Origin of the sequence: Delftia acidovorans NBRC 14950, from assembly GCF_001598795.1 — a bacterium.
GTDB lineage: Bacteria > Pseudomonadota > Gammaproteobacteria > Burkholderiales > Burkholderiaceae_C > Comamonas > Comamonas acidovorans.
In genome coordinates this window covers 269,684-295,982 of the sequence record NZ_BCZP01000002.1, presented here as the reverse complement: position 1 = coordinate 295,982, position 26,299 = coordinate 269,684, and the positions used below count along the sequence as shown (strand labels likewise).

24 protein-coding genes are annotated in these 26,299 nt (G+C 67.2%); 11 read left to right on the top strand and 13 right to left on the bottom strand.

Annotation, left to right across the window (positions count from 1 at the left end; translation table 11 throughout):
* The first annotated feature begins 45 nt into the window (after nt 1–45).
* Nucleotides 46–2,346 (top strand): catecholate siderophore receptor Fiu, encoded by a 2,301-nt coding sequence (locus DA1_RS04005; protein ID WP_034390217.1) that lies wholly within the window; start codon nt 46–48, stop codon nt 2,344–2,346.
* A gap of 79 nt (nt 2,347–2,425) precedes the next feature.
* Nucleotides 2,426–3,106 (top strand): Fe2+-dependent dioxygenase, encoded by a 681-nt coding sequence (locus DA1_RS04000; protein WP_034390215.1) that lies wholly within the window; start codon nt 2,426–2,428, stop codon nt 3,104–3,106.
* 14 nt (nt 3,107–3,120) lie between these two features.
* Here DA1_RS04000 and DA1_RS03995 read toward each other — a convergent pair whose 3' ends face one another.
* Nucleotides 3,121–3,684 carry a DUF4124 domain-containing protein gene (locus DA1_RS03995; protein ID WP_012203193.1) on the bottom strand — a complete coding sequence of 188 codons (564 nt, stop codon included), beginning with the start codon at nt 3,682–3,684 and terminating at the stop codon, nt 3,121–3,123.
* Between the two features lie 108 nt (nt 3,685–3,792).
* The gene (locus tag DA1_RS03990) at nt 3,793–5,772 is read right to left on the bottom strand and encodes a lytic transglycosylase domain-containing protein (RefSeq protein WP_034390212.1); all 1,980 of its coding nucleotides are present in this window, start codon (nt 5,770–5,772) and stop codon (nt 3,793–3,795) included.
* 15 nt (nt 5,773–5,787) lie between these two features.
* Between DA1_RS03990 and DA1_RS03985 the strand changes: the two genes are divergently transcribed.
* Entirely contained in the window at nt 5,788–6,360 is a 573-nt protein-coding gene (locus DA1_RS03985; RefSeq protein ID WP_012203191.1) for a 5-formyltetrahydrofolate cyclo-ligase, read from the top strand.
* 141 nt (nt 6,361–6,501) lie between these two features.
* On the opposite strand, the gene queC is transcribed toward DA1_RS03985, so the two are convergent.
* Nucleotides 6,502–7,251, bottom strand: coding sequence for a 7-cyano-7-deazaguanine synthase QueC (gene queC, locus DA1_RS03980; protein ID WP_174549363.1), 750 nt, complete (start codon nt 7,249–7,251; stop codon nt 6,502–6,504).
* A gap of 97 nt (nt 7,252–7,348) precedes the next feature.
* On the opposite strand from queC, the gene DA1_RS03975 reads away from it, so the two are divergent.
* A complete protein-coding gene (locus tag DA1_RS03975; RefSeq protein ID WP_034390209.1) occupies nt 7,349–8,038 on the top strand; it encodes a glutathione S-transferase family protein in 690 nt (229 codons plus the stop codon).
* A gap of 32 nt (nt 8,039–8,070) precedes the next feature.
* On the opposite strand, the gene DA1_RS03970 is transcribed toward DA1_RS03975, so the two are convergent.
* Nucleotides 8,071–9,612, bottom strand: a complete 1,542-nt coding sequence (locus DA1_RS03970; RefSeq protein WP_034390206.1) for a M20/M25/M40 family metallo-hydrolase — start codon at nt 9,610–9,612, stop codon at nt 8,071–8,073.
* A 94-nt stretch (nt 9,613–9,706) separates the two neighbouring features.
* Between DA1_RS03970 and DA1_RS03965 the strand changes: the two genes are divergently transcribed.
* Nucleotides 9,707–10,957, top strand: a complete 1,251-nt coding sequence (locus tag DA1_RS03965) for a multifunctional CCA addition/repair protein (RefSeq protein WP_034390204.1) — start codon at nt 9,707–9,709, stop codon at nt 10,955–10,957.
* 10 nt (nt 10,958–10,967) lie between these two features.
* Here the strand turns inward: DA1_RS03965 and DA1_RS03960 are convergent, their stop codons facing one another.
* Complete coding sequence (locus DA1_RS03960) at nt 10,968–11,852, bottom strand: IPTL-CTERM sorting domain-containing protein (RefSeq protein ID WP_162269872.1); 885 nt, start codon at nt 11,850–11,852, stop codon at nt 10,968–10,970.
* A 529-nt stretch (nt 11,853–12,381) separates the two neighbouring features.
* Nucleotides 12,382–14,340, bottom strand: a complete 1,959-nt coding sequence (locus DA1_RS03955; protein WP_034390200.1) for a sensor histidine kinase — start codon at nt 14,338–14,340, stop codon at nt 12,382–12,384.
* Between the two features lie 68 nt (nt 14,341–14,408).
* Between DA1_RS03955 and DA1_RS03950 the strand changes: the two genes are divergently transcribed.
* The gene (locus DA1_RS03950) at nt 14,409–15,092 is read left to right on the top strand and encodes a response regulator transcription factor (protein ID WP_012203185.1); all 684 of its coding nucleotides are present in this window, start codon (nt 14,409–14,411) and stop codon (nt 15,090–15,092) included.
* Nucleotides 15,093–15,133: 41 nt separating this feature from the next.
* On the opposite strand, the gene trxC is transcribed toward DA1_RS03950, so the two are convergent.
* Both trxC and DA1_RS03940 read right to left on the bottom strand, forming a co-directional pair.
* Nucleotides 15,134–15,568, bottom strand: coding sequence for a thioredoxin TrxC (gene trxC / locus DA1_RS03945; protein WP_012203184.1), 435 nt, complete (start codon nt 15,566–15,568; stop codon nt 15,134–15,136).
* A 76-nt stretch (nt 15,569–15,644) separates the two neighbouring features.
* On the bottom strand, nt 15,645–15,839 hold the full coding sequence (locus DA1_RS03940; RefSeq protein WP_012203183.1) for a DUF2905 domain-containing protein: 195 nt from the start codon (nt 15,837–15,839) through the stop codon (nt 15,645–15,647).
* Nucleotides 15,840–15,983: 144 nt separating this feature from the next.
* Here DA1_RS03940 and DA1_RS03935 point away from each other — a divergent pair, with 144 nt between their 5' ends.
* On the top strand, nt 15,984–16,880 hold the full coding sequence (locus DA1_RS03935) for a hypothetical protein (RefSeq protein ID WP_034398130.1): 897 nt from the start codon (nt 15,984–15,986) through the stop codon (nt 16,878–16,880).
* A gap of 26 nt (nt 16,881–16,906) precedes the next feature.
* On the opposite strand, the gene DA1_RS03930 is transcribed toward DA1_RS03935, so the two are convergent.
* On the bottom strand, nt 16,907–17,920 hold the full coding sequence (locus DA1_RS03930) for a class I SAM-dependent methyltransferase (protein WP_012203181.1): 1,014 nt from the start codon (nt 17,918–17,920) through the stop codon (nt 16,907–16,909).
* Nucleotides 17,921–18,036: 116 nt separating this feature from the next.
* On the opposite strand from DA1_RS03930, the gene DA1_RS03925 reads away from it, so the two are divergent.
* The 4 genes from DA1_RS03925 to DA1_RS03910 all read left to right on the top strand — a co-directional run bounded on the left by DA1_RS03925 (nt 18,037) and on the right by DA1_RS03910 (nt 20,998).
* A complete protein-coding gene (locus DA1_RS03925) occupies nt 18,037–18,822 on the top strand; it encodes an SDR family oxidoreductase (RefSeq protein ID WP_034390196.1) in 786 nt (261 codons plus the stop codon).
* 42 nt (nt 18,823–18,864) lie between these two features.
* Complete coding sequence (locus tag DA1_RS03920) at nt 18,865–19,236, top strand: dihydroneopterin aldolase (protein WP_034390194.1); 372 nt, start codon at nt 18,865–18,867, stop codon at nt 19,234–19,236.
* The gene (ttcA, locus tag DA1_RS03915) at nt 19,230–20,222 is read left to right on the top strand and encodes a tRNA 2-thiocytidine(32) synthetase TtcA (protein WP_034390192.1); all 993 of its coding nucleotides are present in this window, start codon (nt 19,230–19,232) and stop codon (nt 20,220–20,222) included. Before DA1_RS03920 ends, ttcA begins: the two co-directional genes overlap by 7 nt.
* 77 nt (nt 20,223–20,299) lie before the next feature.
* The gene (locus tag DA1_RS03910; RefSeq protein ID WP_034390189.1) at nt 20,300–20,998 is read left to right on the top strand and encodes a DUF4136 domain-containing protein; all 699 of its coding nucleotides are present in this window, start codon (nt 20,300–20,302) and stop codon (nt 20,996–20,998) included.
* 74 nt (nt 20,999–21,072) lie between these two features.
* On the opposite strand, the gene DA1_RS03905 is transcribed toward DA1_RS03910, so the two are convergent.
* Genes DA1_RS03905 through DA1_RS03890 form a run of 4 tightly spaced genes read right to left on the bottom strand, consistent with a single transcriptional unit; the run spans nt 21,073 to nt 26,296 of the window.
* Nucleotides 21,073–22,800: a dipeptide ABC transporter ATP-binding protein gene (locus DA1_RS03905; protein ID WP_034390187.1), complete on the bottom strand. Its 1,728-nt coding sequence runs from the start codon at nt 22,798–22,800 to the stop codon at nt 21,073–21,075.
* Nucleotides 22,797–23,735 (bottom strand): ABC transporter permease, encoded by a 939-nt coding sequence (locus tag DA1_RS03900; protein WP_034390185.1) that lies wholly within the window; start codon nt 23,733–23,735, stop codon nt 22,797–22,799. Before DA1_RS03900 ends, DA1_RS03905 begins: the two co-directional genes overlap by 4 nt.
* Nucleotides 23,732–24,697, bottom strand: a complete 966-nt coding sequence (locus tag DA1_RS03895) for an ABC transporter permease (RefSeq protein ID WP_012203171.1) — start codon at nt 24,695–24,697, stop codon at nt 23,732–23,734. The genes DA1_RS03900 and DA1_RS03895 overlap by 4 nt, the downstream gene beginning before the upstream one ends.
* A gap of 6 nt (nt 24,698–24,703) precedes the next feature.
* Entirely contained in the window at nt 24,704–26,296 is a 1,593-nt protein-coding gene (locus DA1_RS03890; protein WP_034390183.1) for an ABC transporter substrate-binding protein, read from the bottom strand.
* Nucleotides 26,297–26,299: the final 3 nt, after the last annotated feature.

Below are 26,299 nucleotides of genomic sequence, written 5' to 3'. Positions count from 1 at the left end.
CCCCCGCCAGCCAGCATTCAATCTTGCACAGCGAGGGAGGCGGGCATGGCTCACCACACCAATCACATCACCGGCCGCAAGCACTGCGCGGCTGCGACACGGCCGCATGCCGTGGGCATCGCCGCCACGCTGATGGCACTGAGCCTGCCGATGCAGATCCAGGCGCAGCCCACCACGCCAGCTCCGCTGGACCTGACACTCAGGGAAGTCCAGGTCCGCGACCGCCATGACGGCGGCTACAAGGCGCAAAAGGCAGCATCCCCAAAGTTCACCCGCCCACTGGTGGACACGCCCCAGACCCTGTCGGTGATACGCCGTGAAGTCATGGAGGAACAGGAAGCGACCACCTTGCAGGAAGCCTTGCGCAACACGCCCGGCGTGACCCTGTTGCTGGGAGAAGGCGGCAACTCCAACAGCAAGGACAACATCTTCATGCGCGGCTTCGACACCACGGGCAGCATCTTCATCGACGGCGTGCGCAACCTGGGCAGTTCGGTGCGCGACACCTTCAACATCGAGGACATCGAGATCGTCAAGGGCGCCTCGGGTTCCGAGTACGGGCGCGGCGCGCCTTCCGGCAGCATCAACATGCGCACCAAGCTGCCGATGCTGGGCGATCTGTCGCAGATACGCCTTGGCACCGGCACCGCCGACACCAACCGCACCACCGCAGACCTGAACCGGCAGCTCGGCGACACCGCCGCCCTGCGTCTGAACGCCATGGTCCAGAGCAGTGGTGTCGCAGGCCGCGACTTCGTGCGCAACCAGGGCATGGGCATGGCGCCATCGCTGGCCCTGGGTCTGGGCACGCCCACACGCTTGCTTGCCGACATGCAACTGCTGCAATACGACAACCGGCCCGATGGCGGCGTGCCCACCGTGGGACTGCCGGGCTTCTACAACGGCGCACTGTCCGCACTGGGCCTCGGGGACGTCCGCCCCGTGGACCCGTCCAACTTCTACGGCAGCCTGGGCGACTTCAGCAAGACCGAGCTGAACCAGGCAACCGTGCGCTTCGAGCACGATCTGTCGGCCGGCACCACGGTGCGCAACATCACGCGCGTGGGGCGCAGCAAGATCGACCAGCTGCTCACGGGCACCTCGGGCATCGTCAGCGACGGAAGCGGCGCGAGCGCCGTGGGTCGCCCGGACCCCGCCACCTGGACCGCCTCACGCTCGCGCCAGTTGCGCTGGCAATCCAACCAGTTGTTCACCAACCAGACCAGCCTTTCATCGAACTTCAGGAGCGGCGGGCTGCAGCATGCGCTGAGCGCGGGCCTGGAGCTGATCTACGAGAAGCAGACCTCCCGGGGGCGCACGGGCGCAGGCGCCATGGCGCCCGCCAATCTCTACGATCCCAGCGTCAGCGATGCGATCACGGGCCAGGACATCCGCTATACCGGCCAGCTCAACGAAGGCGATACCAAGACCCTTGCGCTGTACGCCTTCGACAGCATCGAGTTCAGCCCGCAGTGGCAGCTCAACGGTGGCCTGCGCTGGGACCGCTACCGCAGCGCCAATGACAACACCACGGCGCCCAATGCCAGCACGGGTGCGCAGACCACCACCCAGTTGGGCAGCAGCGGCAGCCTGCTCAGTGCCAAGCTGGGACTGGTCTTCAAGCCCGTGGAGTACGGCAGCATCTACGCCGGCATTTCGACGTCGCAGCAGCCGCCGGGCGGCAGCAACTTCGCGCTCAGCGCCACCGAGGGCAACATCAACCACTCCGCCATGGACCCCTCCAAGGCCACCAACCTGGAAATGGGCACCAAGTGGGACATCCTGGACAGGCGACTGCTGCTGACGGCCGCGCTGTTCCAGACCACGGTGCGCAATGACCTGGGCACCCGGGACAGCGTCACCGGCGTGGTCACCCAGTACGGCAAGAAGCAGGTCAAGGGCATTGAGCTGGGCGCCGTCGGCCAGATGACACCGGCCTGGAACATCACGGCCGGCCTGGCGCGCATGAACACCAACATAGCGCAGGGCACGTCCTCCCAGACCGGCGCGCACCTGAACTGGTCGCCCAGACTGAGCTTCACCAGCTGGAGCACCTACCGCTTCGGCAACGGACTGACCCTGGGCGGAGGAGCCCGCTACATGGACAGGATGGCACGCCTGGTCAGCAACTCCGCCGTGCAGGCCACCACCAATATGCCCAGCGCCCAGGCCTACTGGGTGTATGACGCCTTCATGGCCTACGAGGTCAGCAAGAACCTGCGCCTTCAGCTCAATATCTACAACCTGGCCGACAAGAAATACGTGGCCAGCCTCAACAACGGCGGCGCGCGCTACATCCCGGGTACGGCACGCTCGGCCAGACTGGTCGCGACGCTGAAGTTCTGAATGCAAGGGCCGGGCACCCGGCCATCGCCCCCGTCAGCCCCTCTCCCCGCCGAGGCTTCCCGATGCAAGGACATACACCATGATGCTGCACATTCCCCATGTGCTCACGCGCGAGCAGGTTGCCGCCATCCGCTCGGCCATCGATGCCGCCGACTGGGTGGATGGCCGTGCCACGGCAGGCAGCCAGGGCGCCCGGGTCAAGCGCAACCGCCAGTTGCCCGAAGACTTGCCCGTGGCACTGGAGCAGGGCCGCATCATCGAGCAGGCGCTGGCGGCCAATGCGCTGTACTTCAGTGCCGCCCTGCCCGCGCGCACCATGTCGCCGCTGTTCAACCGCTATGCGGACAGTGAAACCTATGGCCTGCACGTGGACGGTGCGGCGCGGCGCCTGCCAGGCGCGCAGCAGTGGATGCGCACCGATGTGTCCTGCACCCTCTTCCTCTGCGATCCCGAGGACTACGACGGCGGCGAGCTGGTCGTGGTGGACACCTACGGCACGCACGAGGTCAAGCTGCCGGCCGGCGACCTGATCCTCTATCCCTCCACCAGCCTGCACCGCGTGGAGCCCGTCACCCGGGGCGAGCGCGTATGCGCCTTCTTCTGGGCGCAAAGCATGGTGCGTGACGACACACGCCGGGCCATGCTGTTCGAGATGGACCAGACCATCCAGCGCCTGCGCGAAAAACTGGGCGAGACCGATGAAACCCTCAGCCTCGCGGGCCACTATCACAACCTGCTGCGCATGTGGGCGCAGACCTGAGGGATCGGATCGCTTCAGGGTTTGTGCTTCTCGGCACAGCCGATCAGGTGGTTGTAGCTGCTGGACATGCACTGGTACATGGCCTTGGAGCGGCCCGTGGCGGCCTGGCAGTCGGCCACCGTGGCATGGGTGCGCGCCTCGCGGAACTTGCCCGCAGTTGCATCGAACTGCGCCTGGGTGATGTAGCCGCCCTTGACGTTCTTCTGCCCGTTCTCGACCATGGTGTCCACTTGGCTGCGGATGTTGTCCACGGCGGCGGCGCAGTTCAGCGGCACCTCCTTGGAGTCGACCTTGCTCAGGCCCTTGGCCACGCCGTCCGCCATCTCGCGCACCTGCTTGGGCAGCTTCTTCGTGCCGTCGGGATTGCGCTCTTCGCCAAACCGGCCCGAGCCTGCGCCCGAGCTGCCATTGGGCGACACCTTGATCTGGCCGGCATCGGCTTGGTCGGTGGGCAGTTGCGATCCGTAATGCGTGCGCCCTTCCGCGTCCACCCATTTGTAGACCGGCTGCGCTGCCGCCGTGCACGCCCATGCAAGACCCAGCGCGGCCCAGGCCGCGCGGCTCCATGTTGTTGTCATTGTTGAAACCCCTGCGGTATCCGGGGCCGCGGCATGCGGCCCGCCTGTCGGTAACCAAGTGTAGCAACGCCAGGCGACGCTGCACCCCGCAGGAATGTCAAGTGCGGCTCAGGGCAGGTCCTTGCTGGGGTCGGGCGTGGCTGCATCGCGGGGGCCGATGGTGCCCAGGCGGCTCTTGAGCGACTGGGGCTGGCCCGTGATGAGCGCCGCGTAGTTGGTGGTGTTGGACAGCACCTTCTTCACGTAGTCGCGCGTCTCGGTGAAGGGAACGTTCTCGGCCCAGATGGCGGCGTCGAGCACCGGGCCGTTGCGCCAGTTGCGCGGGCGGCCGGGACCGGCGTTGTAGCCGGCCGCAGCCAGCGCCATGGAACCGTCGAAATCGTCCAGCGCCAGCTTCAGATAAGCGGTGCCGATGGTGATGTTCACCTCGCGGTCATTGATCATGGACGGGGAAAAGTCCGTCATGCCGATCTTGCGCGCCGTCCAGCGGGCCGTGGCCGGCATGACCTGCATCAGGCCCGAGGCGCCCACGCCCGAGCGGGCGTCCATGATGAAGCGGCTTTCCTGGCGGATCAGGCCATAGACGTAGGCCGGGTCCAGGCCGATGGAGCGCGAGCGCGCCAGCACCGTGTCGTGGAAAGGCATGGGAAAGCGCTGGTTCCAGTCGGCAAAGCTGCGGGTGCGCTCGCTGGTGTTGATGCAGCGGTCCCAGACCTGCTGCTGGCAGGCCAGATCGGCGGCGGCCAGCAGTTCGCGGTCGCTCATGCCGCCGGCCTGGTGCAGGTTGGTGGCGTAGTTCCATTCGCGCACGCCTTCGCTGCGCAGGCCGTTCTGGATGGCGTAGAGGCCGCGCACCAGGCTGGGGTTGGCGCGGGCGGCTGCCTTCTCCTGTGCCGTGGGCGGCGCAGGCGGAGGTGGCGCCGCCACGCGCTGGCCGATATCCTCCAGCGCCAGCTGCTCGTAGAAACTGCCGGGGCCGGCCATGTCCTCCAGCAGTTGGCGCGCCTCGGAGCGCTCCTGCTCGCTGGGGCGGCCTGACAGCAGGGCACGCGCCTTCCAGTAGGTCCAGGTGGGATCGGTACGCTCGGCACCCATGGCGTCAATGGCGCGGCGCACCGTGCGCCAGTCGCCGGCGCGCAGCGCGGCACGCACCTTCCAGCCCAGCAGTTCATCGCTGAGGTCGCCGTCCTTGCGCACCTTGCCGAAATAGGTCGCCGCCTCGGGCTGCAGCTTGAGTGCTGCCTGCTTGCCGATCACGCCCCAGGCCCAGTTGTTCTCCTCGGCCGTCAGCCGGGCACCCCAGCCGCCTTCCAGCTGGGTGGCCGCCGCCGCCGGGTCGCTGGAGGCCATGCGGATCAACGCCAGCAGCGCCAGCTCCTTGGGCACGGCACCGCGCACGCGCGTCTGCCCGGCCAGGTACTTGGCGGGCGAGGCAAAGACCTGCGCCACCTGGGGCAAGGCCTCGGGAGCGACGATGGCCACCGCATCGCGCGTGGCCTTTTGGCGATTGGCCTCGGCCGCCTGGCGCGCCTTGCGCCAGACTTCGGGTTCGCTGATCTGCTTGGCCGCGTACAGCTCGCCGGCGGCGTAGGTGCAGCCGTCGTCGGCGTCGCGCTGGGCCCACCACAGGTCGCGCACCTGCTGGCCCAGGTTGGCAGCAGGCTGGCCCTTGATGCTGTCGATCAGCAGGGCGTAGCAGCTGACGGAGCGGTCATCGCGCATGCGAAACGCACCATGCACCTGGTCGAACATGCCCCAGTCGCGGCGCTGCCCCAGCAGCAGCAGCCAGTCGTTGCGCAGCCGATCTTCCTGGTAGGTGCCGGGCCAGCGCTTGAAAAACCCCAGAACCTCATCGGCACTGGCTTCATCCAGCCGGGCCTTGAGTTCCCAGTACGCGGCCCAAGGTTCGAGCACATGGCCACGCGCAGAAGGCAGCAGCTGCGTGAGCTTGGCCTTGTCGCCTTTGCGGAAGGCCTGCTGCATTTCCAGCAAGACATCGTCGCCACGGTTTTGCGCCAGCGCAGGCGTGGCTGCGGTGGTCCAGAGGGAAGCCGCCAAAAGCGGTGTCAAAATCTTCAGCCAGTGCATGGAGGAAATTATCTGATGGACAAAGCAGCCCTGCGCCGCAGCTTGATAGACCAGCGCCTCAATCTTCCTGACCGACTGCAGCGCGCCGACGCGCTGCAACAGGTCATGCGCTTTTGGCTGATACAGCGGCCCGACACCGTGATCGGCGCCTATTGGCCGATCAAGGGAGAGTTCGATCCGCTGCCCGCGCTTCACCGCTGGAAGGAAGATGGCGAGCTACAGGGTACCCCACAAAGGCGCCGAATCGGACTGCCGGTGATTGACAAGCAGCGTAAGACACTCAGCTTTCACGCCTGGTACCCGGGCTGTCCCATGGAAGAGGATGCCTATGGCATCCCTAAGCCCAAGGACACCGAAACCCTCACCCCCACCCTGCTGTTCGTGCCCTGCGTGGGCTACGCGGCTGGTGGCTACCGCCTGGGCTATGGCGGCGGTTTCTACGACCGCACCCTGGCCGAACTGCAGCCCAAGCCCTTCACCGTGGGCCTGGGCTACGGCTGCGGCTATGTGGACGAGTTCGAGCCCGAGCCGCATGACCTGCCGCTGGACGCCATCCTGAATGACCATGGGGTCGTCTGGCCGGTGTAGAACAAGCACCCCCTGAGGCGCTGCGCGCCTTCCCCCTCTCTGCCCGCTTCGCGGGGGAGGGGGACGACACCCTCACTGCGGGGCGGCCCTTGCTCGGTGTCCCTCGCTTTTGGCCGCGCCGGTTTTTAGCGCTGTGCTTCTTTAGTTTGCTGTCTCGCGCTGCGCCTGCCATTGATGCCAGCCGCGGGCTCGCAGGTCGCAGGCGGGGCAGGTTCCGCAGCCGTAGCCCCAGTCGTGCAGCGTCTCGCGCGTGCCCTGGTAGCAGGTGTGGGTGTCGCGCTGGATGAGGTCCACCAGGGTGTCGCCACCCAGGTCGTGGGCCATTTTCCAGGTTTGGGCCTTGTCTATCCACATCAGGGGCGTTTCGATGCGCAGGCGCCGCTCCAGGCCCAGGTTCAGGGCGAGCTGCATGGCCTTCATGGTGTCGTCTCGGCAGTCGGGGTAGCCGGAGTAGTCGGTCTCGCAGACGCCGGTGACGATCACCGACAGGCCGCGCCGGTAGGCCAGCGCGCCGGCCAGGGTCAGGAACAGCAGGTTGCGGCCGGGCACGAAGGTGTTGGGCAGGCCGTCGGCCTGCATGGCGAAGGCCACGTCCTCGGTCAGGGAGGAGCCGCCGATCTGTTGCAGCACGTCCAGCGAGAGGACATGGTCATCGCCCAGGCGCGGAGCCCATTGGGGAAAGTCCCTGGCCAGCCGCTCGCGCACCTGCTGGCGCACCTGCATTTCCACGCTGTGGCGCTGGCCGTAGTCAAAACCCAGGGTCTCGACGCGCTCGTACAGCGACAGTGCCTGCGCCAGGCAGGTGGTCGAATCCTGGCCGCCGGAAAACAGGACCAGCGCAGCCGTGTGGCGCGCCGCTGGCGCCTGGGGAGAAGAGCTATCGTTTTGCATGGCACGCATTAGAGCGCGCTCAGGCAGCGCCCGGCTCCTACATGGGTTTTCCTGCCATGCTTGCTAAGCTGTAGGGCCTATCGCGGAGGTTGCGGCCATGCTCACGCTCTATATCGGCAACAAGAATTATTCGTCCTGGTCCATGCGCCCCTGGGTGCTGATGCGCCAGGCCGGCATTGCTTTCGAAGAGGTCATGCTGCGCTTTGACAGCTTCGAGGAGCAGTCCGCCTTCAAGCAGCGCGCCCGCGCGCTCTCGCCCTCGGGCCGCGTGCCCGTGCTCATGGATGAAGGCATGGCCATCTGGGACAGCCTGGCCATCTGCGAGTACCTGGCCGAGAAATTCCCTGAAAAGCACCTGTGGCCCACGCTGGCGCTGAACCGCGCTCGCGCGCGCAGCCTCTGCGCCGAGATGCACAGCGGCTTCGGCGCCCTGCGCTCGCTGTGCCCGATGAACATCGAGGCCCAGCTGCCCGAGGTCGGCGCACGGCTATGGGCAGAGAACGTCGCACTGCGCGACGATGTGCAGCACCTGTCCAAGCTGTGGCAACCGCTGCTGTCCACGGCCAGCGGCCCCATGCTGTACGACCAGTTCAGCATCGTCGATGCCTTCTTCGCCCCCGTGTGCATGCGCCTGGCGACCTATGAGCTGCCCGTGGCACCGGCCATCGACGCCTATGTGCGCCGCGTGCGCGCCCTGCCGGGCGTGCAGGACTGGGTGCAGGGCGCACTGGCGGAGCATGATTTCCGGCCGTTCGAGGAACCGTACCGCACGGCTGCAGCGGGCTGAGTGCCTCCTGTCTGCTGCCAGTCCGGCGCCTGTCAGAACGGCTCGGCCAGCAGATGCACCAGGCTGTGCACGCCATCGAAGTAGTTGCCCAGGCGCATGTTCTCGTCAAAGCTGTGCTGGTTGTTGTCGGCATTGACCAGGGGCACGATGACGAAGGGAATCTTCAGCGCCTGCACGGCCGCGCCCGTGGGCACGGTGCCGCCCATCATGCGGATCTGCACCGGGTCGCTGCCCCAGGCCTTGTTCATGCCCTTGCGCAGCCACTGGCCGACAGGGGCGTCCAACGGTGTGCGAACGGCAGAGCCGGAGGCTGATACACCGCCCAGCCTGAGGGTGGCCAGCTTGGGGTGGCTGGCACGCTGCTCGGCCGTGGGCGGGCCATCGACCAGATGGAAGCCCTGCGCCTCGATATGGGTGCGCAACAGCTTCTCCAGCCGCTCGGGAGGCGTCTCGGGCACGGTGCGCATGTCGATCTCGGCCACGGCCACGGAGGGCACGACGGTACGGGCCTTGCTGCCCACCTCGGCGCTTTGCAGGCCGCGCACATTCAGCGAGGGGTACTGCATGGACTCCTGGTAGTTGCGACCCACGGTCTCGGCCTTCGCAATGCCCAGGCGCTTGCGCAGGGCCGCCTCGTCGTCGGGCACGGCCTGCATCACCTCGCGTGCCTGCGCATCGAACTCGATGCCGTCGTAGTAGCCCTGGATCAGCACCTTGCCGTCATCGCCCTTCATGCTGGCCAGCAGGCGCGCCAGGGTCTGGGCCGGATTGGCCGCGTAGTTGCCGTAGTGGCCGCTGTGCAGTTCCTGGCTGGCGCCATAGACAGTGAGCGTGGCCTGGGCAATGCCCCGGTTGCCGAACACCAGGGTGGGCCGGTTGCTGGCGTGCATGGGACCGTCGAGCACCACCATGGCGTCGGACTTCAGCGCGCCCAGGTTCTCGCCGATCACGCGGCCCAGCGTGGGAGAGCCCTTTTCCTCTTCGGAATCCAGCAGCACCTTGATGTCCACGCCCGGCTGCTTGCCCTGGGCCTTGAGCGCATCCAGCGCCGCCAGCAGCATGACGATGGGCGCCTTGTCGTCCGATGACGAGCGCGCAAACACGCGCCACTGCGGATCGGGCTGCTCGCCGTACAGCTGCTCCAGCGGCAGCGCGGCCCAGCGGCCGTCCGGCTGGCGCTGCTTGAGCGTGGCCTGCCAGGGGCTGGCCTGCTGCCACTCCTCGGGCTTGACGGCCTGGCCGTCAAGGTGGGCATAGAACAGCACGGTCTTGCGCCCGGGCCCAGCCGACGGCAGCGTGGCCATCAGCATGGGCTTGTCGCCATTGGCCAGTTGCCGCACCTCGAAGCCCCGCCGCTCGAAGGCCTTGGCAAACCAGGCCACGTTCTTCTGGATGTCGGCCGGCACATTGGCGTCGTTGGGCAGGGCCAGCACCTCGACCCATTCATGCAGGCTGGCACGGGCCGCCTGCCGGGTGGTGTCGGCCAGCGGTGCGGCGCTGGCTGCGGACAGCAGGCCGGCAGCCGCCAAGCCCAGGATCAGGGCGGGAACACGCGGTCTAAAGGACCAAGCCATGGTTTTGTCTCCAAATGGAAAATGGGCATGCGGCGCCCCTCGGCGCCCGGTGCAGCCCGCCATCATGTCACCGCCCAGGCCGTACCATTGCGGGATGAGCGAATTTCAGGTGTACATGGTGGGCGGCGCGGTGCGCGACCGCCTTCTGGGGCGGGCCGTGCATGACCGCGACTGGGTCGTGGTCGGCGCCACGCCCGAGCAGATGGCCGAGCGCGGCTTCATGCCCGTGGGACGGGACTTCCCCGTCTTCCTGCACCCCGAAACCCACGAGGAGTACGCACTGGCGCGCACCGAGCGCAAGAGCGGGCCGGGCTATCGCGGCTTCGTCGTCCAGGCGGCGCCCGACGTCACGCTGGAGCAGGACCTGGCCCGGCGCGACCTGACCATCAACGCCATGGCCGCCCCGCCGGATTGGGATGGCAAAGGCGCCATCGACGATCCCTACGGCGGCCAGGCCGACCTGCAGGCCCGGGTGCTGCGCCATGTGACCGATGCCTTTCGCGAAGACCCGGTGCGCATCCTGCGCGTGGCGCGCTTTGCGGCACGGTTCCACGAATTCACGGTGGCACCGGAAACCATGGCCCTGATGCAAGAGATGGTGGCCGCCGGCGAGGTGGATGCCCTGGTGCCCGAACGCGTCTGGCAGGAGATCAGCCGGGGCCTGATGGAGCGCCGGCCCTCGCGCATGTTCGAGTTGCTGCGCGAATGCGGTGCGCTGGCCGTGCTGCTGCCCGAGCTGGAGCGCCTGTGGGGCGTTCCCCAGCGCGCCGAATACCACCCCGAGGTCGATACCGGCGTGCACGCCATGATGGTGCTGGACATGGCCGCGCAGCTGGATACCCCGCTGCCCGTGCGCTACGCCTGCCTGGTGCACGACCTGGGCAAGGGCACGACCCCGGCCGATGTGCTGCCGCGCCACATAGGCCATGAGCACCGCAGCGCCCGCCTGGCCGAAAAGGTGGGCGAGCGGCTGCGCGTGCCCACCGACTGCCGCGAACTGGGCGACGTGGTGGCGCGCGAGCACGGCAACATCCACCGCAGCGGCGAGCTCAACGGCGCCGCCATCGTGCGCCTGCTGGAGCGCTGCGACGCCATCCGCAAGCCCGCGCGCTTCGAGCAGGCCCTTGCGGCCTGTGAATGCGACGCGCGGGGGCGCCTGGGTTTCGAGGACCGGCCCTATCCCCAGAGCGCCCGCCTGCGCGATGCGCTGGCTGCCGCGCTGTCCATCTCCACCTCGGACATCGCGGCCCAGGCCGCCGCGCGCGGCAAACAGGGCAAGGCCATAGGTGAGGCCGTGCAGGCAGCCCGCGCCCAGGCCGTGGCCGATTGGTTGGCCAGGGCCTGAGGAGCCGGCATCAGGCGCGGCGACGCAGCTTGCGCACACCAGCCATGGCCAGCAGCGAGGCCATCAACATCATGGCCCACTCGGAAAGCGTGGGCACCGGCTGGGGCACGGGCACAGGTGCAGCCGTGACCGTCAGCAAGGCCGTTTGTGTGCCTGCGTCAAAGCCGGCCTGGGCAGCCTGCGACGCTGTGATGGTCGTGGTTCCGGCGGAAAGCAGCGTCAACGCGCCCGTCGCGGGATCTATGGCCGCCACGGCCGGATTGCTGCTGGCATAGCTGATGGGGGCGGGGCTGTCACTGGTTGCCACCATGGTCTTGCCGGTCGCGCCCACCGCGGCGCTTGCCGGGGCCAGGGTGATGTTGGCTGGCAGGCGCGTCACCGTCAGCAAGGCAGTTTTCGTCGCTGCGGCAAAGCCGGCCTGTGCGGCCTGCGAGGCCGTGATGGTCGTGGTGCCGGCGGAAAGCAGCGTCAAAGCGCCCGTGGCAGGATCAATGGTCGCCACGGCAGGATTGCTGCTGGCATAGCTGATGGGCGCGGGACTGTCGCTGGTCGCCACCATGGACTTGCCGGTCGCGCCCACGGGGGCGCTCTGCGGGGCCAGGGCCATGTTGTTCGGCAGCAGTGTCACCGTCAGCATGGCCGTTTTCTTCCCTGCGGCAAAGGGCAGTGGGTCGGCCTGGGCGGACTGCGATGCCGTAATCAGCGTGGACCCTCCGGCAAGCAAGGTCACGGCACCCGTGGCGGGATCAATGGTGGCCACGGACGGGTTGCTGCTGACATAGCTGATGGGCATGGGGCTGTCGCTGGTCGCCACCATGGACTGGCCTGTTGCAACGATGGACACGCTCAACGGTGCCAGGGTGATATTGGGCACCACGCCTGCGGAGAAAGTCACGCTGCCAGTAAAGGCTTGCGCAGGGAACGTGGTCGCGACCATGACATAGGTGGTCGTTGCATCCAGATTGGCAACAAATTGAGGCAGCCTTCCACCAGCGCTGTCGTCATCGCAGCCCACCAAGTTCGCTGTGGGGTTGGCAGGATTGAAGCTGTTTTTGTACAAGGCCAGAAACGAGTCGCTGGTTCCCACCTGAGCCGTGCCCGTGAAGGAATAGGTTGCAGCATTTCCGGTGGTAAAACTTGCCGACCCATAGTTGTGCGAGCCGACAATAATGTTGCAGTTGGCCAGCCCGCCCAATGGGTTGGACGCCACGTTGAAGCTCAATGCTCCGTTGACGTTCGCGGTGGTGGTCGTGGCAGCAATCGCCGAGGCGGGCAAGCAATGCGCTGCGGCAAGCGCTAGCAGTGCCGCCAGATTCCGTGGGGTATTTTTCATGCCTGATTCAATTGGAAACTATTGGAAACAATTGCCATTGAATTTAGCAAGCATCGCCCAGACGAATCTGAGCGAATCTGAGCATCGATCCTTACTCGCCGAATGCCTGCGCAGGCAATGCCATCCGCAGGCACACGGGCACCTCCCCGCCGCAGGACACCAGCGTCACGCTGCCTCCCAGCCGTTCGGCGATGCGCCGTACCAGATACAGACCGAGGCCTGCGCCCGGCCGCTGCCTGGCGTTTTTCCCCCGGTAGTAGCGTTCGAACAGTTGGCCCTGGTCCTCTTGCGCGATCCGCTCTGCGGGATTCGAGACCTGGATCTCCAGACCCTCACCCTGCTTGGTCACGTCCAGGCGGACCGATTCGCCCTCGGGCGTGTGGCGGTCTGCATTGGCCAGCAGATTGCGCAGCGCGATGCGCAGCAGGCCGGCATCTGTGATCAATTGCTGCGTGCCCCCGCCCAGGTGGCAGACGATGCGGCCGGGCGCAAAGTCCAGGCACAAGCCATCCACCAGCGCATGCAGGTCGCAGGGCTGCAGGCGTGGCTCGGCATGGGGCTGGGGGTCGGCCATGCGGTCGTCGGCCAGGCAGTCGTCCACCAGCGCCAGCAGGCGCTGGGCGGCTTCGCGGATGTTGCGGCTGCGTGCCAGCGTCTTGTCGGGCGGTGCCGCCAGATTGCGCGCCAGTTGCTGCGCACTGGTCAGGATGATGGCCAGCGGTGTGCGCAGTTCGTGCGAGACCATGGCGACAAAGTCGCGCTGCTCCTGGCGGACCCTGCGCTCCAGCACCAGCGCCTCGCTGAGTTCACTTTCGCGCAACTGGCGCTGCACAAGCTCGGCCTCCAGCAGCACCTGCTCCCGCTCTCGAACGCGGCGCCTGTGCTCGTATCCGCCGATGATCCAGCCGCTGAGCAGCAGCATGTGCGCCATGGTGCCCAGCGCGGACGCATGCGTGGACACCAGCGCGGTCAGCGCGTTCATGGGCAGCCAGCCCAGGTTGCGCAGAAAAGAGATCAGCACGCCGGCATAGAAGATGCCGAACGCCAGCATGAAGAACCGTGCCGGGGCATGGCCGCGCCGCCACAGCCAAAGGGCGAACGCGAGAAAGCCCAGGGCCAGCGGCAGGGTCATGGCCTGCACCGGGATCATGCCCGCCGAGTAGTGCCCCGACACCACCAGCAGCATGCAGCACAGGCTGAACAGCCACAGCAGCGGCACGATCTGGCGCACCAGCCGCGGATACAGCGACGCCAGGTCCAGCTGCCTGCAGGCCAGTTGCATGGAGATCGCCAGGGCGGCGGCAATGCCGCATCCCAGCAGGCGGTCGCTCCAGAACCCGGGCAGGCCCGTCAGCTGCTGCACCAGCCCCAGCGATACCACCTCATTGAGCACGCAGACGCTGAGATAGGCCAGGAACAGGCCGCTCAAGGGGGCCCGCGTGCCCAGCCAGAACACCAGTTGCACGCCGATCAACAGCAGGTACAACCCGAAATACAGGCCGAATGACAGGGCCTCACGCCGCGTGTGGTTGTCGAACGCCAGTCGCTGCCACAGATCGATGCGGGTGACGAGCGCGTTGCGCGCGCGCAGGCGCACCAGCAACTCGTAAGACCCGGCAGCAGGGGGCTCGAACTGGAATGCCGGACTGCGGTAGTCCACCGGCCAGGCGTGGCGCGGCACTTCTTCGCCGCTGCGCCCCAGCAGCTGCCAGGGGCCACCGGATCTGCGCACGTGAACCTCCACCTCGTCCAGCAGGGCATTGCCCAGCAGCAGCATCCAGCTGCCGGGCTGCTCCACCTGCAGCGGCATGCGCAGCCAGACCGCCACCTGCGTGAAACTGGCGTTCAGGTGACCGGGCAGCGGCTGCCATCCAGGGGCGGCGTCGGCTTGCCCGGCGTCGAGCAGGCCAGCAGCGTCATCGAGCCGCTGCCACTGACCGGCAGTCTCCAGCATCGGCAAATCGGGGTTCAGCAGGAGCGCCTGGGCCTGGGTCAGCAGCGGACACAGCAGCCAGGCCAGCAGCAGGAGGGTTGCACGGTAATATCGCATCGGAGGTCCACCACAGGGCCGCCAGCGTACACCAGCCTCCCGGCCTCGCCGCTCAGCCCCCTTCCCCCATGCTTGATGTGATCCTGCTCGAAGACGAGCCCGTGCTGCGCCATGAACTGGGTGAATTCCTGGAGGGCCTGGGCTACGCGCCGCAATGCGTTGCCAGCCTGCAGGAGTTCGACCGCCACTTCGACGCCCGGCGCCACCGCCTGGCCATCATCGACATCGGCCTGCCCGATGGCAGCGGCCTGGCCCTGATCCAGCGCCTGCGCCAGCAGGGCCAGCAACTGGGCATCATCGTGTTCAGCGCGCACAACACCAGCGCCAACCGCATCGACGGCCTGGAAAACGGAGCCGACCACTATCTGGGCAAAGGCTGTGATCTGGACGAGCTGGAGGCCACGCTGGCCGCGCTGGTGCGCCGCCTGGGCCTGCAGCAGCGCCAGGCGCGCTGGCTGTTGCAGCTGGGTCCGAGCCGCCTGCTGCCCCCATCGGCCCCGCCGGTCGCGCTCTCCCAGCAGGACCTGCTGGTGCTGCAGTGCCTCATGGGCCAGGCAGGCACCGAGGTGAGCCGCCGAAAGATCGTGCAGGCCCTGGGCGGCGACTATCTGGTCTACGACCAGCGCCGCCTGGACACCCAGATGCGCCGGCTGCGCCGCAAGGTGGAGGAGGCCAGCGGCCAGCAACTACCCGTCAAGACGCTGCGCAACAGCGGCTATTGCTTCTACCAGCCGGGCGAAGTGCAGGCCTGAAGGCGGGCCTGAAAGCCCCCGGCCTTGGGCCCGCAGAGAAATCAGACGACCGAACGCACCCAGCGCACGATCTCGCCGGCTGGCAGGGCGCCGGAGACACGGGCGATCTCGCGCCCTTCCTTGAACACCACCATGGTCGGGATGCTGCGGATGTTCCAGGGCGCGGCGGCCTGGGGATGGGCTTCGGTATCGAGCTTGGCCAGCTGCACGCCGGGCGCCAGCGCCTGCGCCGCCTGCTCGAAGGCCGGCGCCATCATGCGGCAGGGGCCGCACCAGGGTGCCCAGAAATCGACCACCACCGGCGCCTGGCTGCGCCCCACATGCCTGGCAAAGCTTTGCGCATCCAGCGCCACGGGCTGGCCGGTGACCAGCGGCTGGTGGCAGCTGCCGCAGTCAGGCGCGCTGCCGAGCTGGTCGGCCGCAATGCGGTTGGTGGTGTGGCAATGGGGGCAGACGAAATGCAGCTTGTCGGACATGGGCGGCCTCTTGTTGGCGAGTCATGGGGGCAATTGCATGCATATACGGGCGCTGCGCCCGTGCTTCAAGCCATGCTCAGACCAGCTTGGCGATCAGGGCGGCAATCACGCTGAGCAACACGGTGCTGGCAATGGGCAGAAAAATCACGCGGCCGAACAGGCGAAAGCGGAAGTCGCCCGGCAGGCGGCCCAGGCCTATGCGCTCCAGCCAAGCGTGCAGACCATTGAACAGCAGCAGGGCCAGGAAGATGACGAGGAGCCAGCGGATCATGGCGCCGAGTGTACGGCGGCGGCGCGTCATGGGCAGGACACATGGGCGTCCTACATTGGGAAAGTCCCGTGGCGGGAGGCTTCGGGACCATTCGCGACAAGCCCCTTCTTCCATGGCTCCATGCCGCAACAAGACAACCCCACCATGCAACACACATCCAGGCGCCTTCTTCTCGCCATCCTGCCTGCCGCCCTGCTGGCGGCCTGTGCCAGCGCTCCGGCCCCCACCACGGCAGCCGCAGCGTCGGGCGCCATCGACAACAGCGCCCTGCAGCGCAGCGATTTCCGCGCCCACCAGGCCACCTATGGCCTGGTCTACCGACTGCCGGCCGATGCCACGGCCATCATGGACAGCCAGGTCACGCCCGTGGTGCACGAGCAGTTGCTGCGCCTGAAGCTGGTGGCCGAGGCCAACACCTTCAACCTGCCCCATGTCACCGTGGTGCATATCCACAGCGCCGACCCGACCACGCCGCGCAAGATGCTGGCCGCCCTGCCGGCATTGCCGCCCGTGCTGCAGGACGTGCACCTGAAGAATTTCTACACCACCGAGGCCGCCAAGGGCGCCGGCAAGCCGTGGTGGCTGGACCTGGGCATCGTCAAGTCCGGCCCGGCCTACGAAGCCATGATGGACTTCAACACCCGCGCCACCGCCGCCATGGCACCGCTGCGCGACGGCCCGCTGCCGCGCGTGACGGGGCCCGTCTATGCCCGCATGAACGATTCGGCCAAGGCCATGGTGCAAAGCGTGGGCGTCAGCGGCATCAACCAGGTGCAGGCCGGCAAGGAGGTGCGCAGCCACAACCCGCACAACACCCTGGTCTACAGCGAAGCCACCTTCACGCCCGAGATCGAGCGCGCCATGGGCGAGACCGCCGCGCGCCTGAACCGCATCCTGCCCGGCGGCTTCACGACCACGTTCGAGAACCTGTCCATCGTGGAGCTGGGGTTTTCCGGCAACGTCACGCGCGAGATCTACCGCATCAACCTCAAGGACCAGACGGCCTACGAGGTGAGCAACGGCCGCAGCGTCCAGCGCTGAGGCCGGGGCGGAGCTCTGGCCGGCGGCTACAGGCGGTGCGTGCGATCGCCGCGCACAAAGCCCATGGCGTCCCAGGGCTCCACGCCCTTGGCCAGGCCGATGACCTTGAACAGCTCGCCCATCTCGTGCTCCATCATCAGCTTGGTGGCCATGGCGCGCGGCCCCTGGGCCAGTGCGTCGAGCTTGGGCCCCAGGCCGCAGTTGATGAGGAAGTGGGCCTGTGAGGTATAGCCCAGCACCTCGAAGCCCGCCTCCTGCGCGGCCACGGCCGTGCCCGTGAAGTTCACGTGGGCCGTGATGTCCTTGAGGCCGACCTCGGCCAGCGGGTCGTCGTCCACCTTGTGCAGGCGGTGGCAGACCAGGGTGCCCATGTGGCGCTGCGGATGGAAGTACTCGGACTCGCCGAAGCCGTAGTCGATGAAGAAGGCAGCGCCCCGCGCCATGCGCTCGCCCAGCGTGCGGATGAAGGCCTCGCCCTGCAGATGGATCTCGGTCAGGTAGTCGTGCTCGCCCTCGATCTCCATGGGCGGGCGCAGCTGCGTGGGCCGGTCTTCCCAGCCCAGGCTGCCGTCCGGCTGCAGCACCACGCCGCGCTCGTGCCAGACACCTGCCTTGCGCACCAGCAACTGCACGGGCATGGCATCCAGTACCTCGTTGCCGATGACCACGCCTTCGAGCCGCTCGGGCAAGGCATCGGCCCAGTGCACCAGTCCTTCGTACTTCACCAGCCTGAGCTGCTGGCGCGCACGCAGCGTGCCCGACAGATCGACGATGGTGTAGCGGTCCGGCCGCACGCCCAGGGCGGCCAGCTCGTCCAGCACCTGCAGTGCCAGCGCGCCCGTGCCGGCACCAAACTCCCAGACTTCGCGGGTGTGCGTGCGCTGCAGCGCCTCGGCCACCTGGGCGGCCAGCAGCTGGCCGAAGACCGGGGACATCTCGGGCGCGGTCACGAAATCGCTGCCCGACGATGGCATCAGCCCGAACTTGGCGGTGTCATTGGCGTAGTAGCCCAGGCCCGGCTCGTACAGTGCCAGGGCCATGAAACGGTCGAAAGCCAGCCAGCCTCCAGAGGACGCAATCTCTTGCGCAACACGGGATTGCAGGGCGGCCGTTAAAATTGAGGGTTCTGTCGTCACGATCCGTAGATTGTCCTCGAATGTCCACACCTGCCCGAACACGCACCGTTTTGGTGACCGGCGCGGCCCGCCGCCTGGGGCGCGACATCGCGCTCGCGCTTGCCAGCGCCGGCTGGCAAGTGGCCGTGCACTACCGCGACTCGCACGACGAGGCGCTGGAGACGGCCGCCGCCTGCGCTGAACTGGCCGGCGACAGCGCCGCCCTGGATGCCGATTTCTTCAACGAGGATTCGGTGCGCTCGCTGGTGCCGCGCGCCGTGGCGCACTTCGGCCACCTGGATGCCGTGGTCAACAACGCCTCGCTGTTCGAGCATGACGACGCCGGCAGCTTCAGCTACGTGGCCCTGGAAGCCCACCTGCGCAGCAACACCGGCGCGCCCATCCTGCTGGCCCAGGCGCTGCATGCCCATATCGAAGAGCGCGTGGCCGCCGGAGAGGAGCATGCCAGCGGCGCCGTGATCAACATGCTGGACCAGAAGCTCTGGAACCAGAACCCCGATTTCCTCAGCTACACGCTGTCCAAGGCGGCTCTCGAGGCCGCCGGCACCATGCTGGCGCTGGCGCTGGCGCCGCGCGTGCGCGTTGTCGGCGTGGCCCCGGGCCTGACGCTGACCAGCCACATGCTGAGCCAGGAGCGCTTCGAGTCGCTGCACCGCCTCAGCCCGCTGGGCCGCTCGTCCAGCGCGGCCGACGTGGCCGCCACCGTGTGCTTTGCGCTGGACAACCAGTCCATCACCGGCACCACCTTGCTGGTCGATGGCGGCCAGCACCTGCAGCGCTTCGAGCGCGACTTTTCCATGATGTAGGCGCCTGCGCGCGCCACCCCAAACACTCCACGGCTTTTCCCCATGCACTCCGCCACCGGACAACAGATCCTGACGCTCACGGGTTTGCGCTTCGACGCCAACCTGGGCATCCTCGCCCACGAAAAACAGACGCCCCAGCCCATCCAGGTCGATGCCGAGCTGAGCCTGGGCACCCAACCGCTGGCGCCGCGCGACGACGACATCCTGCATGTGCTGGACTACCGCAAGGTGCGCCAGATCATCATCGATGAATGCACGGCCGAGCATGTGAACCTGCTGGAGAGCCTGATCGGCAAGCTGGCCCAGCGCCTGATGCAGCTGCCCGGCGTGCTGGGCGTGCGCGTGAAAATCGCCAAGCTGGAAATCTTTGAAGACTGCGAAGTGGCCATTCGCATAGAAACCGGACAATGGTGAACCCCATGAATGCAGTGACCGACAACCCCTGGCTGGCCGAAGAAGCCGCCCCCGAAACCGCCGCCGCCGATGCGGATGCCCAAGCCAATACCGCGAACGGCAACCGCATCAAGATCGAGCGCGAGCAGGTCAAGCTGGAAAAGCGCCTGTGCCGCGAGGTGGGCCGCGCCATCACCGACTTCAACATGATCGAGGAAGGCGACAAGATCATGGTCTGCATGTCGGGCGGCAAGGACAGCTACACGATGCTGGACGTGCTGCGCAAGCTGCAAAAGCGCGCGCCCGTCAAATTCGAGCTGGTGGCCGTGAACCTCGACCAGAAGCAGCCCGGTTTTCCCGACCATGTGCTGCCCGAGTACTTCAAGAGCATCGGCGTGGACTACCACATCGAAACGCAGGACACCTACAGCGTGGTCAAGCGCGTGGTGCCCGAGGGCAAGACCACCTGCGGCCTGTGCTCGCGCCTGCGCCGGGCCATCCTGTACAAGGTGGCCGACGAGCTGGGCTGCACCAAGGTGGCCCTGGGCCACCACCGCGACGACATCGTGCAGACGCTGATGCTCAACATGTTCTACGGCGGCCGCATGAAGGGCATGCCCCCGAAGCTGGTCTCGGACGATGGCAAGCATGTGGTGATCCGCCCGCTGTGCTACGTGCCCGAGAAGGACACCGTCCGCTGGGCCCAGTACCAGAACTTCCCCATCATCCCCTGCAACCTCTGCGGCAGCCAGGACGGCCTGCAGCGCGTGGCCGTGGGCGAGCTGCTGCGCGAATGGGACAAGAAATTCCCGGGCCGCGTGGAAAGCATGTTCCGCGCCATGGGCCACATCGTGACCACGCACATGATGGATCCCGGGCTGCACGACTTCAAGAACGCCAAGGCCACCGGCATTGCCGACCCCAACGGCGACATGGCCTTCGACCATGAAGAGATGCCCGTCTCCGCATCACTGCCCGGCCTGCAGGTGGTACAACTGTCGTCCTGACGGCTGAACCTATAACAATCGCCCCACTCCAACCAAGGCCCGTGCAAACGGGCCTTTTTTCGACCAAGGAGTACACCATGAAGCTGCGCTGCATCCATGTCCTGGCCATCGTGGCCACGGCCTTGCTCACGGGCTGCGCCAGCGTGCGCGAAGTCCAGAGCACCGTCCAGAGCTATTCCACGCTGGGCGCCCTGCCCGCGCCGCCCACCTACCGCCTGGAAGTGCTGCCATCGCAACGCGAGGCGCAGACGCACTTCGCGGCCATCGAGTCCCAGGCCCAGCAGGCCCTGGGCCGCGTGGGCCTGCAGCGCGATGACTCCCGGGCCAGCCTGATCGTGCAGATCGGTGCCGACGCACGCTATGCGCGCGACTACGCCGCCTGGCCCTACTACGACCGCTGGGGTGGCCCGCGCTGGGGTTGGGGCGTGGGCTACGGGCGCGGCTGGGGCATGGGCTTTGGCGGCAGCTTCATGTTCGACGGCCCGCCGCTGGAGTACTACCGCGCCGTCAGCATCGTGATGCGCAACGCCACCACGCAGCAGATCGTCTATGAGACCTCGGCCCAGCGCCAGGATGTGTGGACCGACGACCCGGCCATCTTCGGCATCCTGTTCGACGCCGCCCTGACCGGCTTCCCCAACCCGCCCAAGGGCTCGCGCGTGGTGCGCACCACCATCGGACCGGTGCAGCAGGGTGGCGCGCCGGCGCAGCCGCCGGCTCCGTCGGCACCCACTGCAGTCCAGGCCGCACCGGCAACGCCAGCACCAGCCCGGTAAGCCATCGCGCCCCCAAAGCAAAGGCCTGCATACGCAGGCCTTTTTTGCATGGTTATGACGCGTGAAGCAGTGCCTCAGTGCACATGCTCCATATCAGGCACGGCAGCCATCAACGCGCGCGTGTATGCATGCTGCGGTGCATCGAGCACGGCGCCGGCCTCGCCGGCCTCGACCAGGCGGCCGCGCTGCATGACGCCGATGTCGTCGCACATGTGGCGGATCACGGCCAGGTTGTGGCTGATCAGCAGATAGGTCAGGCCGAACTCTTCCTGCAGGTCGCGCATGAGGTTGAGCACCTGGGCCTGGACCGAGACGTCCAGCGCCGAGGTGGGTTCGTCGCAGATGATGAATTCGGGCCGGCTGGCCAGGGCGCGCGCGATGGCGATGCGCTGGCGCTGCCCGCCCGAGAACTGGTGCGGGTACTTGCGCGCATCGTCGGGCTTCATGCGCACGCGGCGCAGCGCCTCCTGCACGCGCTCGGCCGTCTCGTCCTTGCCGGCCGTGAGGGCCAGCACCTGCAGGGGCTCGGCAATCAGTTCCTGCACGGTCCAGCGCGGGTTCAGGCTGGCATACGGGTCCTGGAAGATCATCTGGAAGCGCCGGCGCATGGCCACGGTCTGGGCGGCCGGGCTCCACTTGTCCACGCCGTCGAACAGCACGGTGCCGCTGGTGGGAGGCGTCAGCCCGGCCACCATGCGCGCCACCGTGGATTTTCCCGAGCCGGACTCACCGACCAGGCCGAAGGTGGAGCCCTTGCGGATGGAGAAGCTGACGCCGTCCACGGCCTTGAGGATCTTTTTGTCCTCGCGCGCCAGCAGACGGGCCAGCCAGCCGCTGGACAGGTCGAACTCCTTGCACAGATCCCTGACTTCCAGCAGGGCAACCGCGGGCTCCTGCGCACCGACCCCAGGCTGCCAGGGCACGGCGGGCGCGGCCGGGCCGCCGCCCACCTCGGGCACGGGCAGGCGCTGCACGCGGTGGTGCACGCTGGGAATGGCACCCATCAGCACCTGGGTGTAGGGCTGCTGCGGTGCGTCCAGCACCTGGCGCACGGGGCCGGTTTCCAGCACGCGGCCCTGGTACATGACCATGACGCGGTCGGCCGTCTCGGCGATCACGCCCATGTCGTGGGTGATAAGCATGGCGGCCGCGCCGCGCTCCTTGCACACGCGGCGCAGAAGGGCAATGATCTGCGCCTGCACGGACACGTCCAGCGCCGTGGTGGGCTCGTCGGCGATGATGAGTTCGGGCTCGGCGCACAGCGCCAGGGCGATGGCCACGCGCTGGCGCATGCCGCCCGAGAACTGGTGCGGATACTGGGCCATGCGCTCGCGCGCCTGCGGGATCTCCACCTCTTCGAGCAGGGCCAGCGCGCGGGCTTCAGCCTCCTTCTCGGAGACGGGCAGGTGCGTGCGGATGGTCTCCACCAGGTGCCGGCCCACGGTGTAGACCGGGTTCAGGCTGGTCAGCGGGTCCTGGAAGATGGAGCCTATGCGCCGGCCGCGTATGCGCCGCAGGTCCTCGCCGCGCAGCGTGTCGATGCGCTCGCCGCGCAGCTGCACCGTGCCGGCCGAGATGCGGCCCGGCGGCTCGATCAGGCCGATCACGGCGGCGCCCGTCATGGACTTGCCCGCGCCCGACTCGCCGACCACGCCCAGGATCTCGCCGGGCGCGATGTCGAAGGACACATCGTCCAGCACCTGCACGGGGCCCTTGTAGGTATCGAAGGTGACGGACAGGCCGCGAACGCTCAGCACCGGAGGCTGTGCAGGGGGCTGCCCGGATTCTTGTGTCGTGCTCATTGCAGCTTGGGGTTCAGTGCGTCGCGCAGCCAGTCGCCGACGAGGTTGACGGACAGCGCCAGCGCCAGCAGCACCAGCGAGGGGAACAGCAATATCCACCACTCGCCCGAGAACAGGAAGCCTTGGCCGATGCGGATCAGCGTGCCCAGCGAAGGCTGGGTGGGCGGCAGGCCCACGCCCAGGTAGGACAGCGTGGACTCGGCCACGATGGCATGCGCGAAGCTGATGGTGGCGATCACCAGGATGGGCGCCAGCAGGTTGGGCAGGATGTGGCGCACCAGAATGGCCACGCGGCTGCGGCCTATGAGCTGGGCCGCCAGCACGTAGTCCTTGTGCTTTTCCACCATCACCGCGCCGCGCACGGTGCGTGCGTACTGCACCCAGTCGGACAGGCCGATGGCCACGATGATCACGAAGACCGCCATGTCGTCGCGGTAGCCCTCGGGCAGCAGGCCGCGTGCGATGCCGAAGACCAGCAGCGCCACCAGGATCACGGGAAAGGTCAGCTGCACATCGGCGATGCGCATCATCAGCGTGTCGAACCAGCCGCCCGCATAGCCGCAGACCAGGCCCAGGGGCACACCGATCAGCAGGGACAGCCCCACGGCCGACACGCCCACCAGCACCGACATGCGCAGCCCGTAGAGGATGGCGCTCCACACATCGCGGCCCTGGTCGTCCGAGCCCAGCGCGTACAGCGTGCTGCTGGTGCCCGCCTGGCCCGGCGGCGTGAAGGCATCCATCAGGTCCAGATTGGCCGGATCGAAGGGGTTCTGCCAGGCCAGCCAGGGCGACAGCAGCGTGGCCGCCACGATCAGCGCCAGCACCAGCGCCGCCGCCTGCACCAGGCGCGAGCGTGCAAAGGCGCGCTTGACCGGCGAGTCGCTGGCGCGCCAGCCCGTGGGAGGGATTGCTTGTTTGGCGGAATCGGTCATCGGTTTCTCAAGCGGGGGTCCACGATCACGTACAGGAAATCGACGAGCAGGTTGATGCCCACGTACAGCAGCGCGATGAACATCAGGTAGGCGGCGATCAGCGGCACGTCCACGCCCTGGATGGAGGAGATGAACAGCAGGCCCACGCCGGGCCACTGGAACACGGTCTCGGTGACGATGGCAAAGGCGATCAGCGAGCCGATCTGCAGGCCCGCGATGGTGATCACGGGAATCAGGGTGTTGCGCAGCGCATGGCCAAAGTACAGGTCGCGCTCGCGCAGCCCGCGCGCACGGCCGAAGCGCATGTAGTCGGCGCGCAGCACCTCCAGCATCTCGGCGCGCACCAGGCGCATGATCAGCGTCATGTTGTAGAAGCCCAGCGTGATGGCCGGCAGGATCAGCGCCGACCAGCCCGAGGCCGTCAGCAGCCCGGTCTCCCAGCCGCCCAGCTTCACTGTCTCGCCGCGCCCGAAGGACGGCAGCCAGCGCAGCTCCACGGCGAACAGGTAGATCAGGGCGATGCCGATCAGGAAGGTGGGCAAGGACACGCCCACCAGCGACACCGTCATGATCGAGCGGCTCAGCCAGCCCTCGCGCCGTATGGCCGTATACACGCCCAGCGCCACGCCGATGACCAGGGCGAACAGCGCCGCCGTCATCGCCAGCTCCAGCGTGGCGGGCAGGCGCTCGGCAATGATCTCGGTCACGGGGCGCTTGAGCCGGTAGGAGATGCCCAGGTCGCCCTGCAGCACCTTGCCCACGTAACCCAGGTACTGCAGGGGCACGGGCTTGTTGAAGCCCAGGCTTTCCGTCAGCGCCTCGCGCTCGGCAACCGTCGCGTCCTCGCCCAGCAGGCTGATCGTGGGATCGCCGATATGGCGGAACACCATGAACGAGACAAAGGAAACGGCCAGCAGGACCAGGGCGGACTGGCCCAGCCGGCGCAGCAGATGGACCAGCATCGGCGCTTACTTCTTCTCGAACTTGACGAACTTGAAGTGCAGCGCGTTGTCCGGGTGCACGGGCACATTGATCCGGGGCACGGACGCGAAGTGGATCACCTGGTCATGCAGCGCAATGTAGAAGCGCTCCTTTTGCACGGTCTCCCAGATGCTCTTGATGGTGGCATCGCGCTTTGCCTTGTCGCTCTCCGAGGACAGGGACAGTATCTTGGCATCCACATCGGCATTGCTGTAGTGCGTCGCGTTCTGCGCGCCACGGCTGTCCTTGCCGCGCGTGTGCACCAGGAAGTCGAAGATGTAGGCCGAGTCATAGGTGGGCACGCCCCAGCCGTACAGGTAGAAGTCGCTGTCCGCCTTGGTCAGCGACACGCTGTGCATGGCAATCGGCCGGGCCGAGACTTCGGTCTTGATGCCGATGCGGCCCAGGAAGCCCGCGACTGCCGTGGCAATGGCCTCGTCGTTCACATAGCGGTCATTGGGCGTGTTCAGCGTGATGGTGAAGCCGTTGGGGTATCCCGCCTCGGCCAGCAGCTGCTTGGCCTTGGCGGCATCCGCCTTGGGATAGGCCGCAAAGGCCTTGTCGTAGCCATTGACGAACGACGGCGCGATCACGCCCGTGGGAATCGACAGGCCGCGCATCACCGAGCGCTTGATCGCATCGCGGTCGATGGCCAGCTCAATGGCCTGGCGCACCTTGGGATCGGCCAGCGGATTCTTGCCCTTGACGTTGCTGCTCTTGAGCTCTGCCGCACCCACGTTCAGGCCCAGGAAGATGGAGCGGTTCTCGGGACCTTCATTGATGCGCAGGCGCTTGTCCTGCTTCAGGCGCGCCACGTCCTGCGCGGGAATGTCCTGGGCGAAGTCCACCTCGCCCGACAGCAGGGCCGCCACGCGCGTGGCCGGGAACTTGATGGGCAGGTAGATCAGCTCGGTCACCTGCAGCGGGAACTGGCCCTTGCCCCAGTAGTCGGGGTTGAGCTTCATCACCGTCTTCGAATCGACCTCGCGGCTGGCCAGCACATAGGCGCCCGTGCCGTTGGCCGCGCGCGTGGCGCCGTTCTCGGTCTTGCTGGCCGTGTCCTGCGTGGTCTCGGCGCCGTTGGCCTTGGACCACTTCTCGCTCATGATGAAGAGGTTGGTCAGGTTGTCGGGGAAGATCAGGTTCGGGCCCTTGGTCTTCACCTGCACCGTGAGATCGTCCACGGCCTTGGCCTCCTCCATCGAGGACAGCAGGGACTTGACCTGGGCGTTCTCGCCCTTGGCGCGGTTCAGCGAGAAGACCACGTCGCGCGCCGTGAACGGCGTGCCGTCATGGAACTTGACGTTGGGACGCAGCTTGAACTCCCAGACCGACGGGTCGGAGGTCATCTTCCACGAGGTGGCCAGCGTGGGCACCAGCTTGCCGTCGGCCGAGCGGATGACCAGGGTTTCGTAGATCTGGTGCAGCAGCACGAAATTGGTGCCCACATTGAAGGCATGCGGGTCCAGCGAAGTCGGATCGGAGCCGCGCGCCCAACGCACGGTCTCGGCCTGGGCCAGCGCGGCCGAGGTCAACAGGCCTGCGGCCAGCAAAGAACTGCCCAGAATCTTCATGATCATTTG

What these genes read in the sequence shown, in the direction of transcription:
- DA1_RS03905 (WP_034390187.1), bottom strand. Translation starts at nt 22,800, where the DNA reads ATGAGCACGACACAAGAATCCGGGCAGCCCCCTGCACAGCCTCCGGTG.
- DA1_RS03900 (WP_034390185.1), bottom strand. Translation starts at nt 23,735, where the DNA reads ATGACCGATTCCGCCAAACAAGCAATCCCTCCCACGGGCTGGCGCGCC.
- DA1_RS03925 (WP_034390196.1), top strand. Translation starts at nt 18,037, where the DNA reads ATGTCCACACCTGCCCGAACACGCACCGTTTTGGTGACCGGCGCGGCC.
- DA1_RS03910 (WP_034390189.1), top strand. Translation starts at nt 20,300, where the DNA reads ATGAAGCTGCGCTGCATCCATGTCCTGGCCATCGTGGCCACGGCCTTG.
- DA1_RS03950 (WP_012203185.1), top strand. Translation starts at nt 14,409, where the DNA reads ATGCTTGATGTGATCCTGCTCGAAGACGAGCCCGTGCTGCGCCATGAA.
- DA1_RS03895 (WP_012203171.1), bottom strand. Translation starts at nt 24,697, where the DNA reads ATGCTGGTCCATCTGCTGCGCCGGCTGGGCCAGTCCGCCCTGGTCCTG.
- DA1_RS03995 (WP_012203193.1), bottom strand. Translation starts at nt 3,684, where the DNA reads ATGACAACAACATGGAGCCGCGCGGCCTGGGCCGCGCTGGGTCTTGCA.
- DA1_RS03975 (WP_034390209.1), top strand. Translation starts at nt 7,349, where the DNA reads ATGCTCACGCTCTATATCGGCAACAAGAATTATTCGTCCTGGTCCATG.
- trxC (WP_012203184.1), bottom strand. Translation starts at nt 15,568, where the DNA reads ATGTCCGACAAGCTGCATTTCGTCTGCCCCCATTGCCACACCACCAAC.
- DA1_RS03920 (WP_034390194.1), top strand. Translation starts at nt 18,865, where the DNA reads ATGCACTCCGCCACCGGACAACAGATCCTGACGCTCACGGGTTTGCGC.
- DA1_RS03965 (WP_034390204.1), top strand. Translation starts at nt 9,707, where the DNA reads ATGAGCGAATTTCAGGTGTACATGGTGGGCGGCGCGGTGCGCGACCGC.
- queC (WP_174549363.1), bottom strand. Translation starts at nt 7,251, where the DNA reads ATGCAAAACGATAGCTCTTCTCCCCAGGCGCCAGCGGCGCGCCACACG.
- DA1_RS03890 (WP_034390183.1), bottom strand. Translation starts at nt 26,296, where the DNA reads ATGATCATGAAGATTCTGGGCAGTTCTTTGCTGGCCGCAGGCCTGTTG.
- DA1_RS03935 (WP_034398130.1), top strand. Translation starts at nt 15,984, where the DNA reads ATGCAACACACATCCAGGCGCCTTCTTCTCGCCATCCTGCCTGCCGCC.
- DA1_RS03970 (WP_034390206.1), bottom strand. Translation starts at nt 9,612, where the DNA reads ATGGCTTGGTCCTTTAGACCGCGTGTTCCCGCCCTGATCCTGGGCTTG.
- ttcA (WP_034390192.1), top strand. Translation starts at nt 19,230, where the DNA reads ATGGTGAACCCCATGAATGCAGTGACCGACAACCCCTGGCTGGCCGAA.
- DA1_RS04000 (WP_034390215.1), top strand. Translation starts at nt 2,426, where the DNA reads ATGATGCTGCACATTCCCCATGTGCTCACGCGCGAGCAGGTTGCCGCC.
- DA1_RS03990 (WP_034390212.1), bottom strand. Translation starts at nt 5,772, where the DNA reads ATGCACTGGCTGAAGATTTTGACACCGCTTTTGGCGGCTTCCCTCTGG.
- DA1_RS03940 (WP_012203183.1), bottom strand. Translation starts at nt 15,839, where the DNA reads ATGATCCGCTGGCTCCTCGTCATCTTCCTGGCCCTGCTGCTGTTCAAT.
- DA1_RS03955 (WP_034390200.1), bottom strand. Translation starts at nt 14,340, where the DNA reads ATGCGATATTACCGTGCAACCCTCCTGCTGCTGGCCTGGCTGCTGTGT.
- DA1_RS03985 (WP_012203191.1), top strand. Translation starts at nt 5,788, where the DNA reads ATGGACAAAGCAGCCCTGCGCCGCAGCTTGATAGACCAGCGCCTCAAT.
- DA1_RS04005 (WP_034390217.1), top strand. Translation starts at nt 46, where the DNA reads ATGGCTCACCACACCAATCACATCACCGGCCGCAAGCACTGCGCGGCT.
- DA1_RS03930 (WP_012203181.1), bottom strand. Translation starts at nt 17,920, where the DNA reads ATGGCCCTGGCACTGTACGAGCCGGGCCTGGGCTACTACGCCAATGAC.